This is a genomic window from Streptosporangium sp. CA-135522 (assembly GCF_050949235.1).
Taxonomy (GTDB): domain Bacteria; phylum Actinomycetota; class Actinomycetes; order Streptosporangiales; family Streptosporangiaceae; genus Streptosporangium.
This window is the reverse complement of the sequence record NZ_CP192026.1, coordinates 5,617,739-5,633,586: the sequence shown is the minus strand read 5'-3', so window position 1 is coordinate 5,633,586 and position 15,848 is coordinate 5,617,739. Positions and strand designations below refer to the sequence as shown.

At 70.3% G+C, this 15,848-nt stretch carries 10 protein-coding genes and 1 pseudogene; 4 read left to right on the top strand and 7 right to left on the bottom strand.

Going from position 1 to position 15,848, the window contains the following annotated elements; translation table 11 throughout:
* The first annotated feature begins 247 nt into the window (after positions 1-247).
* Positions 248-1,636 carry an 8-oxoguanine deaminase gene (locus tag ACQPYK_RS26720; protein WP_433236220.1) on the top strand — a complete coding sequence of 463 codons (1,389 nt, stop codon included), beginning with the start codon at positions 248-250 and terminating at the stop codon, positions 1,634-1,636.
* Between the two features lie 114 nt (positions 1,637-1,750).
* Here ACQPYK_RS26720 and ACQPYK_RS26715 read toward each other — a convergent pair whose 3' ends face one another.
* Positions 1,751-2,767, bottom strand: coding sequence for a hypothetical protein (locus ACQPYK_RS26715; protein WP_433236217.1), 1,017 nt, complete (start codon positions 2,765-2,767; stop codon positions 1,751-1,753).
* 132 nt (positions 2,768-2,899) lie between these two features.
* Between ACQPYK_RS26715 and ACQPYK_RS26710 the strand changes: the two genes are divergently transcribed.
* Entirely contained in the window at positions 2,900-4,141 is a 1,242-nt protein-coding gene (locus ACQPYK_RS26710) for a sensor histidine kinase (protein WP_433236214.1), read from the top strand.
* Positions 4,129-4,806 carry a response regulator transcription factor gene (locus ACQPYK_RS26705; protein WP_433236211.1) on the top strand — a complete coding sequence of 226 codons (678 nt, stop codon included), beginning with the start codon at positions 4,129-4,131 and terminating at the stop codon, positions 4,804-4,806. The genes ACQPYK_RS26710 and ACQPYK_RS26705 overlap by 13 nt, the downstream gene beginning before the upstream one ends.
* A gap of 56 nt (positions 4,807-4,862) precedes the next feature.
* Here ACQPYK_RS26705 and ACQPYK_RS26700 read toward each other — a convergent pair whose 3' ends face one another.
* From ACQPYK_RS26700 to ACQPYK_RS26685, 4 genes are all read right to left on the bottom strand, one after another.
* On the bottom strand, positions 4,863-6,581 hold the full coding sequence (locus ACQPYK_RS26700; protein ID WP_433236208.1) for a DUF5107 domain-containing protein: 1,719 nt from the start codon (positions 6,579-6,581) through the stop codon (positions 4,863-4,865).
* A gap of 74 nt (positions 6,582-6,655) precedes the next feature.
* The gene (locus ACQPYK_RS26695; protein WP_433236205.1) at positions 6,656-7,540 is read right to left on the bottom strand and encodes a carbohydrate ABC transporter permease; all 885 of its coding nucleotides are present in this window, start codon (positions 7,538-7,540) and stop codon (positions 6,656-6,658) included.
* The gene (locus ACQPYK_RS26690; protein ID WP_433236202.1) at positions 7,540-8,535 is read right to left on the bottom strand and encodes a carbohydrate ABC transporter permease; all 996 of its coding nucleotides are present in this window, start codon (positions 8,533-8,535) and stop codon (positions 7,540-7,542) included. Before ACQPYK_RS26690 ends, ACQPYK_RS26695 begins: the two co-directional genes overlap by 1 nt.
* Complete coding sequence (locus tag ACQPYK_RS26685; protein ID WP_433236199.1) at positions 8,535-9,947, bottom strand: ABC transporter substrate-binding protein; 1,413 nt, start codon at positions 9,945-9,947, stop codon at positions 8,535-8,537. The genes ACQPYK_RS26690 and ACQPYK_RS26685 overlap by 1 nt, the downstream gene beginning before the upstream one ends.
* 634 nt (positions 9,948-10,581) lie before the next feature.
* On the opposite strand from ACQPYK_RS26685, the gene ACQPYK_RS26680 reads away from it, so the two are divergent.
* Positions 10,582-13,698, top strand: coding sequence for a discoidin domain-containing protein (locus ACQPYK_RS26680; protein ID WP_433236196.1), 3,117 nt, complete (start codon positions 10,582-10,584; stop codon positions 13,696-13,698).
* Positions 13,699-13,920: 222 nt separating this feature from the next.
* Here the strand turns inward: ACQPYK_RS26680 and ACQPYK_RS26675 are convergent.
* Together ACQPYK_RS26675 and ACQPYK_RS26670 are read right to left on the bottom strand one after the other, a co-directional pair.
* Positions 13,921-14,796, bottom strand: a pseudogene (locus tag ACQPYK_RS26675) (haloalkane dehalogenase); the annotation flags it as partial.
* 172 nt (positions 14,797-14,968) lie between these two features.
* Positions 14,969-15,790 (bottom strand): NAD(P)H-binding protein, encoded by an 822-nt coding sequence (locus ACQPYK_RS26670; RefSeq protein ID WP_433236193.1) that lies wholly within the window; start codon positions 15,788-15,790, stop codon positions 14,969-14,971.
* Between the last annotated feature and the right edge of the window lie 58 nt (positions 15,791-15,848).

Sequence of the window (15,848 nt, the reverse complement as noted above, 5' to 3'; positions counted from 1 at the left end):
CCTCGACGGCAACGCCGCGAAAGGTTGGAGCATGCCACGAAAACCCGCGGCAAAGCCCGGCTCGTCTTCGGACTTCTCGCCGCTGGACCGCGGAGGGCGGTGGTGTGTGTACTGCTTGCATGCCGAACGTGAGATCCGTGGCACCGGTGACGGGCGGGGTACGACCGAAGGGAAACGATCTGACGCGCGCCGGGCTCGTCGTCAACGGCCGCGTACGGATCGTCACAACCCGTAAGGCGGCAGCCGCATGAGCACGACGATCATCGAGAACGTCTTCATCTCCCCGGTCGTGGGCTCGGAGATCCCTTCCGGGCACATCCACATCGAGGGCGACAGGATCGTGGGGCTCGGTCCCGGCGCCGCCCCCGTCCTACCGGGCGCCACCAGGATCGACGGCACCGGCTGCCTGGCCACTCCCGGCCTGGTCAACACCCACCATCACCTCTACCAGTGGGCCTCCCAGGGCCTCGCCCAGGACGCCACGCTGTTCGAGTGGCTGGTGGCGCTCTACCAGGTGTGGGCCGCCATGGACGCCGAGGTCGTCAAGGGCGCGGCGGGCGCGGGCCTGGGATACCTGGCCCTGTCCGGCTGCACCACCTCCAGCGACCACCACTACGTCTTCCCCAAGGGCCGCGGCGACCTGTTCGCCGCGGAGATCGAGGCGGCCCGCGATCTGGGCATCCGTTTCCACCCCGCCAGGGGGTCGATGGACCGGGGCGCCTCACAGGGCGGCCTGCCGCCGGACGTCGTGGTCGAAGGGCTCGACGAGATCCTCGCCGCGACGGCCGAGGCCGTCGACGCCTACCACGACCCGTCCTTCTCCTCGAAGCTGCGCATCGCGGTCGCCCCGTGCTCGCCGTTCTCCGTCAGCGCCGAACTGATGACGGCGGCCGCCTCCCTGGCCAGGTCCAAGGGCGTACGCTTGCACACCCACCTCGCCGAGACCCTCGACGAGGAGGAACACTGCCTGGCCCAGGTCGGCCTTCGCCCGGTCGACTACATGGAAAAGCTCGGCTGGCTCGGTCCGGACGTGTGGTTCGCCCATGCGATCCACCTGAGCGACTCCGACATCGACATCTTCGCCCAGACCGGCACAGGCTCGGCGCACTGCCCCAGCTCCAACGGCCGTCTCGGCGCCGGCATCGCACGGGTGTCGCGGATGCTCCAGCGCGGCGCGAACGTCGGTCTCGGCGTGGACGGCAGCGCCTCCTCCGAATTGACCACGCTGTGCGGCGAGATGCGCCAAGCCCTGCTGTTCCAGCGGGCCAAATACGGTCCCACGGCGCTCACCGCCCGCCAGGCCCTGGAGATGGCGACCCTGGGCGGTGCGAAGAACCTCGGCCGCCAAGAGGAGATCGGCTCCCTGGAAACCGGCAAGCTCGCCGACATCGCCCTGTGGCGGACCGACGGCGCCTTCGCCTCGGCCGTCACCGACCCGGTCGCCGTCCTCGTCTTCGGCAGCAGACAGCCGCCGCTGACCCGCCTGCTGGTGGGCGGGGAGACGATCGTGGAGGACGACGAGCTGCGCACCGTCGCCCAGGACACGCTCGGCCATGCCGGCGGCCGGGCCCACCGCCGCCTCATGCGCCTGGCCGAGGAAGGGGGGTTCAGCGCTCGCAAGGAGATTCATCCATGATCGCCACATCGGTGCGCGGGCCGCCGGCCCATACCGGCGGTGGTGAGGCGTCGCGGGTGCTCGCGCCGGACTCACCGAGATCCTGAGCGACGACCGGCCGTCGGCCTCACCCGGTCAGGTCGTCAGGCGGCGGCCGAGCAGCGTCAGCAGGCCGATCATGACGAGTCCGAGCACGGCCAACCCGGCGCGGTCGGAGGGGATTTCGGCGTTGGCGATCAGTCCGAACGCGGTGTGGGCCGTCAGGGCGCCGCCGGCCAGGGCGAGGCTGTGCCGGTCGGTCCAGCCGCCGCCGGTCCCCCAGCGGCGCACCAGCCATCCGGCGGCCCCCGCGAGGACCGCCGCGACCAGCATCGGCACCACCACCCAGCCGCCTTGGGTGAAGGCGGGCCGGGTGGCCCCGCCGAACGGGTACAGCAGGGCGAGGTACCCGAAGGCGGCGGCGCCGCAGAAGGCGCCCACGACCCACGGGCGAGGCGCGGGGAGCGGCCGCGGGGCGGACGACCGGCCGGGGGCGGACGGCGACCGGGGGAGCACCCCCAGGGCCGTTACCGCGAGCAGCGCGATGGCCGCCAGGCAACCCGCCACGACCGCGGCAGGCGCCTGGTAGCCGGGGTCGATGAAGGCCGTCACACTCCACCGCAGCAGGACTCCGCCCAGCACGAACACCACCGCGGCCACCGCCAGGCCCGCCTTCCCCAGATAGGGCCGGTGGCGCAGGGCGGGAAACAGCAGATCGGTCAGCAGGATCGGCAGCGTCACGCTGAAGACCGCGTGGTAGGGGATGTTGAGCTCCGCGTAGGCGCTGTTCAGACCGAGGATCCGGGGAGCCCAGTCGGCCACGCCGTACAGGGTCGGGCTGCTGAGCGCCTGTAGCGCCAGGCCCTCCTCGACGATGCCGTAGGCCGCCCCCAGCAGCAGGATCGGCAGGATCGCGGGCCGGCCGCCGCCGCTCCGCCGCACCAGCTCGCGGATCAGCACGGTGCCCGCGCCGTAGATCGGCACCCACAGGAGCAGCAGCCAGGCCTGGCTGAGCGGCGGATTGCCCAGCGTGAGCTCGGCGATGACCGGGGTGATCATCGCGAGCAGCAGCGCGGCCCACCGGCCGCCCGCCTTTGAACCAGATGTGATCATGCGATCAGGGTGTCCCGCCGCCGGGAGCCGCCGCCGCTGCCGGGAGGCCGCATCATGGCCACTTAGGTCACCTTCGATCGGCGACTTTGGTTGCTGTCGGACGGACTCGGCGGCCGGTTACGATCTGTGGCTATGTTCCTGACCAGCGCGGAAGACGTGCGGCCCGGCTGGATACGGTCGCGGCGGGACTGGGCGGTCGCTACCGGCGGCTTCGTGCTCGCGCTCGCCGGGGCGGTCGCGGTGATCTGGGATGATCTGACCGCCGGCGCGCCGGCACCGCGCTGGCACCTGGTCGCCGACCTGGTGGCCGGCATGTCGGCGTGCGCGGTGTTGTGGCTGTGCCGCCGGTGGCCGGTGGCCGCGGGGCTGGCCGTCGTCGCGCTGTCGGTGCCGGCGGCGGCCGCCTCGGTGGCGGCCGGGATCGCCACGTTGATCGCGGCCCTGTACCGGCGGCCGCTCGCCGCGATCGCGGTGGGAGCCGCGGGCGTGGGCGCCATGCTGGTCCGGTTCGCCTGGCGGCCGCCAGGCTTGGCGCCCTACCCGGTCTGGGCGCTGGTGGGCGTGCTGTTCGGCGGGGCGCTGACCGGCTGGGGCATGCTGGCGCGCACCCGGCGGGAGCTGGTGCTGTCGCTGGCCGAACGCGCCCGCAGGGCCGAGGCCGACCAGCGGCTCCGTGCCGAGCAGGCCCGCCGCGCCGAGCGTGTCGGCATCGCGCGCGAGATGCACGACGTGCTCGCGCACCGGCTGTCGCTGCTGGCGCTGCACGCCGGAGCGCTGGAGTTCAACGCGGAGGCGGCGCCCGGCGACGTCGCCGCGGCCGCCGGGGTGATCCGGTCGAGCGCCCACCTGGCACTACAGGAGCTGCGCACGGTCATCTCGGTGCTTCGCGACGCCCCGGACCCGGAGGATCACCCGCTGCCGCGCGGCGACCGGGCGAACCACGCCGCCCTCGCACCCCTCATCGAGGAGTCCCGGCAGGCCGGGATGCGGGTCGATCTGCTCGATCACGGCATAGGGTTCTCCGACCTGCCGGCCGCCACCGGCCGCGCCGCCTTCCGCATCGTCCAGGAAGGGCTCACCAACGCGCGCAAGCACGCCCCCGGCCAGCCGGTCACGGTGGTCGTCTCCGGTACGGCGGGCACCGGGCTGACGATCGAAGTGAGCAACCCGCTGCCCGCCGCGACCGCCACGCCACGCACGCCCGGCGAGTTCGACCCGCCGCGCGCGCTCGATGCGGATCTCGGCCTGACCGGGGCGGGTGCGGGGCTGGCCGGGCTGGCCGAGCGGGCCTCACTGGCCGGTGGGCGGCTGGAGCACGGGTCCACCGCGAACGACGGATTCCGGCTGGAAGCGTGGCTGCCATGGCCGGTGTGAGCGAGCCGCGTGCGCCGATCCGCGTGCTGATCGCCGACGATGACGCGCTCGTCCGCGCCGGCCTGACCCTGATGCTCGCGGGCGCGGCCGACCTCCAGGTGGTGGCCGGGGTGGCCGACGGCCGCGAGGTCCAGGCGGCGGTCGAGGCCCATGCCCCCGACGTGGTGCTGATGGACATCCGGATGCCCGGCATGGACGGCATCGACGCCACCCGGCGCCTGCGCCGCCGCCGCGATCCGCCCGAGGTCATCATCCTCACCACCTTCGACGCCGACGACCATGTCTTTCGCGCGCTACGAGGAGGGGCGAGCGGGTTCCTGCTCAAGGACACCCCGCCGGCGGGGATCGTGGAGGCCGTCCGCCGGGTCGTCGGCGGCGAGCCCATCCTGTCTCCCAGCGTCACCCGGCGGCTGATCGCCCACCTGATGCCGGAGGAGGACGACCGCCGCCGCGCCGACGCCCGCCGGGTGCTCGCCCGGCTCAGCGAGCGGGAGCGCGAGGTGGCGCTGGCGGTAGGTCAGGGCAAGCCCAACGCGCTCATCGCCGCGGAGCTGCACATGAGCGTGGGCACGGTCAAGGGCTACATCTCGCGCATCCTGACCAAGGCGTCCCTGGACAACCGTGTCCAACTCGCCCTCGTCGTCCACGACGCCGAGGCTCCGTAAGGCCCCGTCGGTCAGGCGATCACCCGCCGGCTGGAGCGATCGCCCGACCGTCCGGGTCAGCCCATCCTGAAGTCGTAGTGAGCCGGTAGCCCGCTCGTGTCGCCGTGGTGGGCGGACCAGAGCTCGTCGAGCGCGTCCTCGCCCTCTCGGAGGTCGGGCACGACCAATCCCTCGTCGAGGATGCGCCCGGCTCTTTCCCGATCGCCGGCGCCCAGGGCGGCCTGGGCCTCGAGCAGCAGGATCCGCCCGTGCGCACGGCCGGTACGGCCGGCGAGGTCGTCGATCAGCGCCAGCGCCCGTTCGGGCCGACCGGCGTCGATCAGGGCCTTGAGGGTCTCCACGGTCAGCGCGAGCAGTGCGGGCGCCAGGGCGTGCGCCTCCAGCAGCAGTACGGCCGCCGCCGCGTCGTCCCCGGCGATGCGGTGGGCTTCGGCGAGCGCCCTCAGCGCGAGGGGTGATCGCCGCTCGCCCAGCGACTCCTTCCACGCCCGGCGGGCTCCGGCGACGTCGCCGGTCGCCCAGCGGGCGAGCCCCAGGTGGTAGCGGCCCTGCCAGCCCGAGGCCCGTTCCAGCAGGCGCAGCCAGTGCGGTCCGATGACGCACACGGCTGATTCGGCGAGCTCGCCGGTCTCCAGCAGCGCCAGCCAGGCGTGCTGCTCGTCGCCGAGCGTTTCGTCGGGGAACGGCGTCGCGGGGATGGCGGGCAGTGCTCCGGCGCGGCGTTCCAGCGCACCCCACCCCGATCCCGAGTGCAGGGTCTCGGCCACCGGATGGTCGGCCCACCGTCCGGGCTCGGCCGGCGTCGCGAGCGCGCCCGCGACGGCCGTACGAGCCTCATCGTGGGAACCGTGCGCGTTGTCGAGGGAGAGGGGGCCGTAGGCCTCGGTCCACGACCAGCGCGTTCCGGCCGGCATGGAAAGGTGCTGGAACTGCGTGCGGGCCAGACCCGCCTGGATCTCCAGATAGCGGTGACCGGGCCGGGCGAGCCACTCCTGCCAGCGGGATCCGCCGGGCCCCGTGCCCCAGCCGAAGAGCTTGCGCCCCGCCAACCGGCCGGTGGACGCCTGGAGCAGGCCGTATCCGTCGCCGTCGACGGCCGCTATCCACGGCGTCCCCGACAGGTGCAGGAAGTAGTCGGCCGCGTGGTGCCATCTCGCGGGATAGCTCACGTCGGGAGACCCCGGGTAGGGGACGGTCGTCAGCTTCCCGGTGTAGTCGAAGTGCTCCGCCCGCGACGCGGGAGCCAGGACCCGCGTCGACGGGGTCTGCGGCACGGCGATGTTCGACCACCAGTAGACGGGGACCTCGTGGGGCTGCGGGTTGCGCAGCGTGACGTCGATGAGCAGGACCCGTGAACCGGGAGGCAGCCAGGCGTCGATCTGGAGGATCAGGCCGCGCATCCGTTCGTACTCGTACATCCGCAGGACCGGCACAGGCGCCTCGACCCGGGCGGCGTGCAGCGGGTCGCAGGTGAGCGCCCAGTGCCCGGTGGTGCCGAGGTTCCACTCGACGCCGCCGGCGAACCAGGCGTCCCGGAGGGCGAGGTTGGCCGGTTGGATCACCGGGTTGCGGTAGAGCAGCTCGCGCTCCCGCGCCTTGTCGATCAAGGACCAGAGCCTGCCTCCCAGCGACGGCAGGAAGGAGGCGCGCAGGTGCTCGTTCTCCAGGACGATCACCGGGATGTCCCGCTCGACCGGGTCGCGACCGTAGCGGTCGCGCTTGCCGTACGGAAGGAGCGAGAACGGGCGGCCGTACTCTTCCGCGACGTCGGGCACGGGCGCCGGTCGAAGGATCGGAAGCGGGCTGACGGGTCCCGGATCGGCCATCAGGACCCGTGTCGTCTCCAGTCTCACTTGCCCGCCCCCAGGGTCATACCGGTGATGATCCGCCGCGCCAGCAGAAGATAGAGCACCAGCATGGGCAGTACGACGATCGCGACGCCCGCGATCAGCCCGCCGTACTCCGACTGGTAGGTCGCCGCGCCGTAGAAGGTGAACAGCGCGCGGGCCAGCGTGAAGCCGGCGTTCTCCTGGATGAACACGATGGCCAGCAGGGTCTCGTTCCACAGCCCGATCGCGTTGAGGATCAGGGCGGTGATCATCCCGCCGCGGGCCAGCGGCAGCGTGATGGACAGGAACGTGCGCAGCGGGGACGCGCCGTCGATGGCGGCGGCCTCCTCGGTCTCCTCGGGAAGGTTCCTGAAGAACCCGGTCAGCAGGAACACCGTGAACGGGACCGACAGCGCCACGTACAGGAGATAGAGGCCGAACAGGCTGTTGGTGAGCTTGAGCTGGGCCATCCCGATGAACAGCGGGATGATCACGGTCTGCATGGGCACGCCCATGCCGATCGCGATGAAGCCGGTCAGCGGGCCCGAGCCGCGCACGCCCAGGCGGCTCAGCGCGTAGGCGGCGGGCGCGGAGACCAGGACGATCGACACGGCGGCCGCGGCCACCAGGACGACCGTGACCATGAAGGCGTGGCCGAACTCCGCCTGGTTCCAGGCGTAGAGGAAGTTGCGCAGCGGGTTGCCCCGTGCGAACCAGGTGTGCGGCAACCCGAACGGGTCCCTGAAGATCTCGATCGGGGTCTTGAACGACGCCGCGACCAGCCAGTAGAGCAGCAGCACGTTGACACCGGTGAACAGCCATACGGCGGCCGTCCCGGCCAGTTTGACAGGGCTCAGCCTGATGGGGCCCAGTCTGACGGGACCCGGCTTGACAGGACCGCGCATCAGTATTCGAGCCTCTCTCTGCGCATCACCCTGCGCAGCGCCAGCACCAGGACGGTCACCAGAACGATCATCACCACCGCGCAGGCACAGGCGACGCCGTACTCCGCGGTGCCCTGGGCGCCGAAGGAGCGGTCATAGACGTAGATGGCCAGCGTCCAGGCCCGGTTGGGGGGCAGGTAGGTGCCCGGGCCCGCGAGGACGAAGACCATTTCGAAGATCTTGATGGCGCCGATCGTCCAGAGCACCCCGGCGATGCCCACCACATCCCAGGTCAGCGGCAGCGTGACCGCCCGGAACTGCTGCCACGGTGAGGCCCCGCACAGCTCGGCGTCCTCGTACAGGTAGGGCGGGATGCGGTCGACGGCGGCCATCAGGATCGTGATGTAGAAACCGGCGCTCGCCCAGATCAACGCGCCGATCACCACCCAGGTGACGTTCTCCGGCTGGAGGAACTTGGCCGCCGGCAGCCCGAGCGCCTGCGCGACGAAGTTGGCCAGCCCCTGCTTGGACGGGTTGTACTTGAACACGAAGCCGAAGAACATGCCGAGCGCGACCGGGGCCACGATGTTCGGGAAGAACAGGATCGCCCGGATCGTCTTGCCGGCGCGCATGTTCCGCAGCACCATCGTGAACAGGAAGGCGAACAGGAACGTGCCGACCCCGCCGACCACGATGTACACGAGCGTGTTGCCGAAGGCGTAGCCGAACGACTCGCTGGCGAACATCTGCCGATACTGGTCGAACCCGGTGAACTCGGGGGCCGCACCCGCCCCCGACCACCGGGTGAAGCTGAGCACGAGCGTGGCGATCGCCGGGCCGACGAGGAAGACGACGTAGAGCGCGAGCGCCGGCAGTACGAACGGCCAGAACAGCCGCCGCCTGCGGAGCAGGTGAGGGGCGGGCGCACCCGCGGTGGACGGGACCTTCCGGCCCGGCGCGGATCCGGCCCGCACGGCATCGGCCCGCGGGGCGCGCGGCGAAACGGTCTGCGCCATCAACCCTGGCTCTTCCAGAAGGTGGCCGTCGCCTCGGCCATCTTGTCCACGAACTGCTGTGGGGTGAGCCTGCCCTTCAGCAGGTCGTTGTCGTTCGGGAAGAAGACCTGGTCGGCGAACTTGCCGCCGGCGACGCCGTCCACCCCGTCCATCATGGCGGTGTGCGTCTTGGCCGGGTCGTCCAGCGCCTTCTTGAGGTCGGCCAGGTCGCCGGGCACCGGCAGGTCCTTGCGCGGCGTCAGGCTGTCGGCGACCACGGGGATTCCGGCGAGCATGCTCCGGTTCAGGAGGTAGGCGATGAACGCCTTGGCCGCCTGCGGGTGCTCGGCCTTGGCCGTCACGCCGAAGCCGATCTGCTGGACCTCGATGACGTCGTGGGTCGCGCCTTCGGGCATGGGGAATTGGAAGGAGCCGTAGTCGATGGCCTGCCCGTCGCCCTGCTTGACCAGATATTGCCTGGTCTCGGCCGGGCCCCAGCTGCCCATGAACAGGTAGTCGGCGTCACCGTCCGCCCAGCGCTGCTGGACCTGCGGAAACTTCGAGGCGTCCCAGCCGTCGATCAGATAGGAGCCGATCTTCGCGGTGTGCTCGGCGGCCTTGAGGAAGCCCGGCTCGCTCTTCCAGAGCCGCCCGGTCCTGTCCTGCGCGGCCTTCGCCAAGCCGCCCGGCCCGACGTGGCGGGATGCGATCTGGTCGAAGAACCAGGCGGCGTAGTAGCTGATGTCGCCGTCCAGCGCGAGCGCCGGGCGGCCGGCCTTCTTCGAGGCCTCGAAGAGCGCGAACAACTCGTCCATGGTCTTCGGCGCCTTGAAGTCCGTGACCTGGCGTTTGTTGTACCACCAGGCGTCGCTCAGCACGATGTAGGGCACCGCGAACAGCTTTCCGTCGTTCTTGGCCGCCGGGGTGTCGTGATAGGCGGCGGGCAGCACGTCGCGGACCGTGCCGTCGCCGGTCTTCATGTCCAGGACGTCGTCCACCGGCTGGGTGCCACCGGCCGAGACGACGGCCGCCTTGATGTTGGTGAGGTCCTGGTCGAACAGGTCGGGCACGGTGTCGGTGCTCAGCGCGGGGACCAGGTTCTGCCGCAGGTAGGCGCGGCCCAGCCACTGGATGGACACCTTGACGCCGGTCTTCTTAGTGAAGCAGTCGGCGATGTACCGCACGACCTTGCCCTGGGGTTCGTCCTTGGTCCACATCGACCAGTAGACGAGCTCCTTGTCGGTGACGGGTTTGGTCCCGGCCTCCGGACACGGGGTCGTGAAGTAAGCGGCCGCGCTGGGCAGCGCGAACTCTCCGGTGTCGGCCCTCTGCTCCGCCGGCGCGGTGCCCGCGTCCTCCCTCGCGCCACCGCAGGCGGTCAGGCCGAGGGACGCGGTGAGGCCGATCACGGCCAGTAACCGGTGGTTGGACATTGCTTCTCCTGCTTCGGTGGGGGGTGGCTACCGGGCCTCGGCGGTTGATGGCATCGACGGAGCGGGAAGACGCACCGATTGATAAGAACGTTTTAACAAGATTGAGGAGGACCGTAAGCCGGAAAGTGAGGGCTGTCAAGAGTGGTCGACGGGGTGGCCCGGCCGTACGCCGGTAGCCTCCGGCCAGGAAAAACGCGGCGTGGAGAGGGGAAGGAGGCGTGATGGCCGGTCGTTCCCGATTCGCGACGAGGATCGGCGAACAATTTTTCTCATGTCATGACATTTCATGTCCAAACCGTAATGAAGATCGAGGGGCCGGCTCCCTTGACGCTCCGTAGGTATCGGCCTACTGTCACCGGCATATATCTTAAAACGTTTTTGCTATCTGGCCGTACGACGCGTCCCCCTTCGCTCATGGTGCGGATCGCCTCGGGGAGGGCGCGGAGCCCGGGCCTCCGCGTTTCGACAAGGCGCTTTCGTCTCGCCCGGTCGAGGGCCCGGTCGAGGAGCTGGTCGAGGGCCCGGTCGAATCCGGGGAGCGGCACCTGTTGTGATCCCCTCCGGTCCCACGGTGACTCCGGCGCCCGCCGGGTATCGAGATGAGGTTCCGATGAGAAGAGCATCGCTCTTAACGGTGTTGACCCTGTTACTGGCGTTCGTCGCCTCTCCCGCGCATGCCGCCGCCCCCTCGGTCTGGATCCAGGACGCCTCCGACCGGGCGTTCAGCTCGACGGCGAAGCCGTCGGGAGCCGCTTCGGCCATCACCCTGCGAGCCGCCAGGGGAGAGACCGAGGCCGCGCAGATCCTGGTCCGCACGCCGACGGCGCTGAGCGGGGTGCACATCACGGCCGGAGCGCTCACCGGCCCCGGCGGGGCGACCATCCCCGTCACGGTGCGCAGGGAGTACAACCACCCGCACATCTCCAAGATCGGCGTCTACCAGAACCCGCCCGACGGCGGCACCGCCTACTACGACGCCCTGGTCGAGAACACACCGCAGACGCTCGCGGCGAACCTCACCCAGCCCTACCACTACAGCGTCCGCGTCGCGGCGAACCAGACGCCGGGCACCTACACCGGCACGGCGACGGTAAGGAGCGACGGCGGTGACGTCCCGGTCGACGTCACCGTGACGGTCTACGACGTCACGATCCCCCCGGCCAACCGGTCGACCTTCAAGATGAACAACTGGTTCACCTCCGCCGGCTGGGACTACAACGGCACGATCAGATCCATTCCCGCCCAGTACGGCGTGCAGATGTTCGACGCCAACTGGTGGAAGGTCATCGAGAACATCGCGGCCAACCACGCCCGGCACCGCAACAACGTCATCTTCGCCGACTTCCAGGGGCTGCTGATCCCGGACACGACCATCGACGCCGCGGGCAACTACGTCTTCGGCTGGGCCACGTTCGACCGCTTCGTGCAGACCTTCGTGGACGCCGGGGCGATGCAGTACATCTACACCCCTCACCTGCTGGAGGGACAGTCCGACGGCAGTATCAAGCTGGACATGATCAAAAAGGTCGGTGGCGTGGTGCAGCGGGTGCTCGCCACCCCGGACACCGCCGAGACCAACGCCTACCTGAACACGATCTTCCCTGCGCTCAAGGCCCACCTCGACGCCAAGGGCTGGACGGACCTCTTCTACATGAGCGCGCTGGACGAGCCGTCCACCGCGCCCCAGGTGACCGCCGCGCAGTGGCTCTACACCAAGTACCGGCAGTACTTCCCGCACCCGCTGACCAATGAGGCGCACCTGGCGGTGCTGCCCGGGATGGAAGGCGACCTCACCACCGCCACGCCGTACACCGGGCTCTACAACAACAACGTCGCCTACTACCAGCGGCGCAGGCTCAGCGGCGCCGACCTGTGGCTCTACAACTGCATCGTCCCGCAGGACGAGAACATGAACCGCTTCATCAGCTACCACCTGGCCTCGACCCGGCTGACCCCCTGGCTGGTCTGGAAGGTCGGCGGCACCGGTTACCTGCACTGGGGCTGGAACTTCTGGTGGGACTTCAGCGACCTCAACGCTCCGCCGAACACCTTCGACGACTGGCAGACCGGCGACAACTGGATGGTCCGCCCGAACAAGGCCGCCTACGACATCTACGACAGCGTGCGCAGCGAGGCGCAACTCGACGGGCTTGAGGACGTCGAACTGCTGAACCTCCTCGCGCAGACCAAGCCGGTCACCGCCCGCGCCATCGCGGACACGGTCATCACCGACCCGGTCGCCTACGAACGATCCGGTGCCGAGGTGAGCGCCCGGCACCGGCAGATCCTCGACGCGCTGGTGTCACCCGCGCCCGACCTGAGCTTCCCCTACACCGACGGCTTCGCCGCGGGCGAGACGAACTGGCGGCACACCAAGGGTTCCTGGTCGGTCGGCTCGGGGGAGTACGTCCAGTCCGACGCCTCCGCGAACTGGGGGATCGCCGCCGGGCTGGAGGGACGCGCCTACCGCGACGTCGCGGCGAGCGTGGACGTGAAGATCACCGGGGTGAACGCCGCCGGCGGCGACACCAACTGGGCCGGCCTCATGGTGCGCAGCCTGAACGGCACGGACATGGACACCGGCTACCTGGTCGCGTTGCGCAACAACGGGCAGGTCTTCGTCTACCGCAGCGGAACCTCCCTCGGTTCCGCGACGGTCCCCGGCTACCAGGCCGGCCAGTGGACCCGATTGCGGGTGATCGCCCGAGGCGGGGCCATCTCCGTCTACGCGGGCTCCGGCCAGAGCCCGCTGCTCACCGTCAACGACAGCGCCTATCCCGCCGGCGACCTCGCCCTCGTGACCGGCGGCGCCAGTGCCAGGTTCGACAATGTGCGGGTCAACCCCGAGACCAACCCGGCCGAGGGCCGTGTCGTGACCGCGTCCAGTTCCTATGACGGGGACGGCTGGGGCACCAGGGCGGCCGTGGACGGGGTCCGCACCGGCGTCGGCTGGAGCAGCTCCACCGCGAACATGAACGGTGACCACACCGAGTGGGTCCAGGTCGATCTCGGAGCCGTCCGGCAGCTCGGCAGGATCGACCTCCATCCCCGCGGTGACGGTGCCAACACCGGACTCGGTTTCCCCGTCGACTTCACCGTCCAGGTCTCGGCCAACGGCTCCACCTGGACGACCGTCGCGACCAGGACCGGCCAGTCCCGGCCGGGCGCGGGCGCCCAGTCCTTCCCGTTCGAGACGACCGGCGTGCGCTACGTCAAGGTGACGGGAACCCATCTGAGCACCGACTCGTTCGGCCACTACCACATGCAACTCGCCGAGATCGAGGTCGCGGGCGGCAACCTCGCCGCGGGACGGCCGGTGAGCACCTCCAGCTCGGTGGAGTACACCAATGAGGGCTGGCTGCGGACCGGTGTCACCGACGGAACCCGGCTGTCCAGCCTCTGGTATTCCATGGGCTGGAGCAGCCTGCCCGGCCCGGCCGCGCGCACCGAGTGGGCCACGGTCGACCTCGGCGGCCCGAGCCGGGTGAGCAAGGTCGACCTGTACGCCCGCAGCGACGGCGCCAACACCGGCCTGGGCTTCCCCGTCGACTTCACCGTCCAGGTCTCGCCGGACAACTCCACCTGGACGACCGTCGCCACCCGGACCGGTTACCCCCGGCCTGACGCGACGGCGCAGTCCTTCGCCTTCGGCGCCACCACGGCACGCTATGTCAGGGTCGTCGGTACGAACCTTCGCGCCGACCCCTTCGGGAACGCCATGATGCAACTGGCCGAGGTGGAGGTCCGGTAGCACTCCGCCAGCACTCTGCGGCAAGGGCCACCCGTGATCGGTGGTCCTTGCCGCGCCGATCATCTCTTTCCGGCAGGGTCCGATGACCGGTCGAAGGCGGCCGGCTCCTCCGCCGACCAGGTGAGCCGGCCGGTGCGCAGGTCGTCGATGACCGAGCGCACCCAGCGCTCCTCGGCCGCGGGGGCGGGAGCCGCCCCGATCCTGCCTCCGCCGCGAACGCGCCTACGCGGCCGATCGCAGACCGTGTTCGTCCGCCCAGGCGGCGACGGCCGCGGCGATCGCCTCAGGCTGGTCCTCAGGGGTGTGATGGCCGGCGGGTCCGTGCCTTTCGACTTCGAGAGCGGCGATGTTGGCGATGCACCAGTCGATGATCTCCGGGCCCATCATCGCCCCGGGGCCGGGCTCGAAGGCGAGCAGTAGTTTGGGCACGTCGAAGCTGGTCGCCAGCCACTCGTCGTAGGCCTTGACCCTGGACACGACTTCGGCCGGCTCTCCGCCCAGCGGCATCGCCCGCGGCCACTGCAGCAGTGGCCGGCGGCTGTCCCGGGTGGGATACGGCCTGAGGTAGGCGTCGAGGTCTTCCTCGCTGAGGCGGGTGGCGACGGTGCTCGGCAGTCCCTGCTTGAGGAACGCGTTGTCGTCCAAGATCATGGTCTCGCCGACACCGCTCGTCTTGATGGCCTGGAACAGCGGACGGCCGCCTTCGGGGAACTCCTCCCAGGTCATCGGCTTCACGATCGTTTCGGTGAACACGACGCCCCGTACCCGTCCGGGATGGCGGGCGGCCCAGTCGAAGGCGAGGGCCCCGCCCCAGTCATGACCGATCAGCACGACACCGTCGAGGTCGAGCGCGTCGAACCAGGCGTCCAGATATCGAGAGTGATCGTCGAAGGTGTATTCGATGTCCGGCTTGCCGGAGTCGCCCATTCCGATCAAGTCCGGTGCCAGGCGCCGGCCGGGGTCGCCAACGGCTGGCAGGATATGGCGCCACAAATAAGACGATGTCGGGTTTCCGTGTAAAAAGACCATCGGCACTCCCGTACCGATCTCTCGGTAGAAGATCGTCGAGTCGAGAACACGCTGGGTGGGCATGGCGAACCTTTCTGAGGTGAATGTACGGCGGGCGGGATGGGAGGAATCAGTTGTTGGGCCTCATCACACGGTCCACGGTGATCTCGACCACCACCCGTCCGGGCGGGTTGGGCGGCGGGGAGCCGTCTCGTCCCCGCGCCGGGCTCCGGAGAGAGGAACCCGGCCGCCGTCCAGTGAGTCAGCCGAAGGCCGCGATGTTGCGCGCGGCCCATTCGGCGAAGGTGCGAGGTTCGCGACCGAGGATCTGCTCGACATCGGGGCTCACCCGCTGTTCGGCGGCCGTCGGCTCGCCCAGGATGGCGAGGGTGCCCTCCACGACCGGCTCGGGCATGAACCGCAGCATCTGGGCCCGGGCCTCCTCGCGGGTCTGCTCGACGAACCGGACCGGGACCCCCAGCACGTCACCGATCACCTGAGCCCGCTGCCGCGGACTGGTCAGCGCCGGTCCGGTGAGTTCATACGTACGGCCCGCGTGACTCTCGTCGCGCAGAACGGCGGCCGCGACCTCGGCGATGTCGGCCGGGTCGATGGTCGGCAGCCCGACGTCACCGAACGGCGCGGCGGCCGTCCGCTGCGAGCGGATCGTCTGCGCCCAGGCGAAGGCGTTGGAGTCGAAGCCGCTGGGGCGCAGGATGGTCCAGTCCAGCCCCGACCGCCGGACGGCCTCCTCGAACACCGCCGGATGGCGGTAGGTCTGCGGCCGCGTCCCGGCGCCCTGGGAGGACAGCAGGACGATCCGCCGGACCCCGCCGGTCTTCGCGGCATCGAGGATGTCGTCGGGGCTCTCACCGGCGACGAGGAGGAACAGCGCGCCGGCTCCGTCGAGGGCGGGCCGAAGGCTTTCGGGTTCGGCCAGGTCGGCTTGCCGGTACTGCACGCCCTGCGGCATCTCGGCCTCCGAGGGTCGCCGCGCGAGCGCGGTCACCTGTTCGCCGGCCGCGGCGAGTTCCTGCACCAGCATCCGGCCGACGTTCCCGGTCGCTCCGGTGATTGCGATCATGAAAAGCTCCTGTCCGATATTCGCCGCGGCCGCTCGCCTCGGGTGGATCCCTCGGCGG

Excerpts from the sequence above, each read along its gene's own strand:
- ACQPYK_RS26720 (WP_433236220.1), top strand. The coding sequence starts at position 248 with ATGAGCACGACGATCATCGAGAACGTCTTCATCTCCCCGGTCGTGGGC.
- ACQPYK_RS26715 (WP_433236217.1), bottom strand. The coding sequence starts at position 2,767 with ATGATCACATCTGGTTCAAAGGCGGGCGGCCGGTGGGCCGCGCTGCTG.
- ACQPYK_RS26710 (WP_433236214.1), top strand. The coding sequence starts at position 2,900 with ATGTTCCTGACCAGCGCGGAAGACGTGCGGCCCGGCTGGATACGGTCG.
- ACQPYK_RS26705 (WP_433236211.1), top strand. The coding sequence starts at position 4,129 with ATGGCCGGTGTGAGCGAGCCGCGTGCGCCGATCCGCGTGCTGATCGCC.
- ACQPYK_RS26695 (WP_433236205.1), bottom strand. The coding sequence starts at position 7,540 with ATGCGCGGTCCTGTCAAGCCGGGTCCCGTCAGACTGGGCCCCATCAGG.
- ACQPYK_RS26690 (WP_433236202.1), bottom strand. The coding sequence starts at position 8,535 with ATGGCGCAGACCGTTTCGCCGCGCGCCCCGCGGGCCGATGCCGTGCGG.
- ACQPYK_RS26685 (WP_433236199.1), bottom strand. The coding sequence starts at position 9,947 with ATGTCCAACCACCGGTTACTGGCCGTGATCGGCCTCACCGCGTCCCTC.
- ACQPYK_RS26670 (WP_433236193.1), bottom strand. The coding sequence starts at position 15,790 with ATGATCGCAATCACCGGAGCGACCGGGAACGTCGGCCGGATGCTGGTG.